Source organism: Micromonospora rosaria, assembly GCF_001567585.1.
Lineage (GTDB): Bacteria > Actinomycetota > Actinomycetes > Mycobacteriales > Micromonosporaceae > Micromonospora > Micromonospora rosaria.
Map to the genome: position 1 here is coordinate 1 of NZ_LRQV01000299.1, position 1,409 is coordinate 1,409.

Genomic DNA, 1,409 nt, shown 5'->3' on the forward strand with positions numbered 1-1,409 from the left:
CGTTCCAGAACGGGTGGTGCCAGGTCGTCTCGACCTTCGTCACCCGGCCGTCCTGGTCCCGGACCGTCAGATCGGTCAGATCCTCGTCCGCCCGGCGTAGGGCACTACTACCCGCCACACCTTACGTTCAGTGAGACGCGCTCATCATCGCGCCACCAACTGTGCACGAGGCCGTGAGGGATGTCTCGCAACTCGCCTTGCTGGTCCATCTTAGACCGTGGCGTGGTGCAGGTGATCTCAGCGGCCCAGCAGGAGTGATTTGCACCTCCAAGAGCCTCGAATAGTACATGCACCATCGCATTGATGATGTCAGGAGTGTGAGAACTATGAAGCAGATATGGCTCCCGAGCTAGCTCGGTCGCGCAACCGCACGACGGTCGAGTAGCCGCGATCCACAGCCTTGCGCAACTCAAGAATCGCCTCTTGCTGGCGTAGCAACTCTTTCTGAACCAATGGAAGTTCCCCCAAGACCTCTCGGGCCTCAGCATCAAGCAGGCCGCCCTCGATGCCTCGTGCAGCAAGTTCATCAACCGCTTCATAACATTGATTCGCCGCACGGACCGCCAAGGAGGCGTCGTTGTTCCGAACCAGCTCTACAAGAAAGGAAGTTGCGGCGACGGCGTTTTCAGCTTGCGGAAACCACTCGTTCCAATCCTCCTCTTCCGGCAATGAATCAAGAACAGAACTCGGACTTGGAACCTCAATCCCTTCCAGGACCGGCCGGCGAAGCCCGTCCCAGACCTGATTGACAATATTTCCGATCAGATCAGGGTCACCCACACCCTCCTCTTCACAGAACCTCGCGTAACCCGGGACTAGAACCTCAACACAAGACGCAACGAATGCCACACGCTGCCAATGGCCAAGGTCACGAAGTTCTTCATTAAGTCGATCTTCGTCGAAAAAAAGCACGAAACACCTCCCGGACTGCAGCATTAACGGCACGTACCTTACGTTATTCTACCCGCCCTTAAACGTTCTTCTCACAGCGCTCATCCCGTCCTCCGAGATTCGGAATCCTTCCTCCTCAAGAAACTCGCGGCATGCTGGGCAAATTTTGATCGGATAGCTCGCTAGAGCTCTAGGACTAAGGCCTGCCTCATTCGCGCGGAAGACTGCTGTTACCTCTGCGTGCTGTCCCGTCAACCGCGCCTCGAAATCACTTTTTCCGATTTCGGAACGCTGCACGGGACGTATATCGCGGACTCCACCAGAAATTACGTCAGGGCCGTTTTCAGTACTCATCACAACAGTATCCTGCCGTGTCTGAGCGACGGGGTCGAGCCTCTGGTGCACCTGCTCCGCTCGGCGCTGAAGGCGCGGCACATCGCAAGCTCGACTTTCGTAGCCATTGTTGTTGTGGACGAGGACGGGTTCGTCGCCGACGACGACATAGTACGTGTGGATGT

At 56.8% G+C, this 1,409-nt stretch carries 1 protein-coding gene; it reads right to left on the minus strand.

Features of this window, described 5'->3' with window-relative positions; genetic code table 11:
• Positions 1–324: 324 nt before the first annotated feature.
• Positions 325–912 (minus strand): DUF416 family protein, encoded by a 588-nt coding sequence (locus AWW66_RS33275; protein WP_169807214.1) that lies wholly within the window; start codon positions 910–912, stop codon positions 325–327.
• Positions 913–1,409 lie beyond the last annotated feature (497 nt).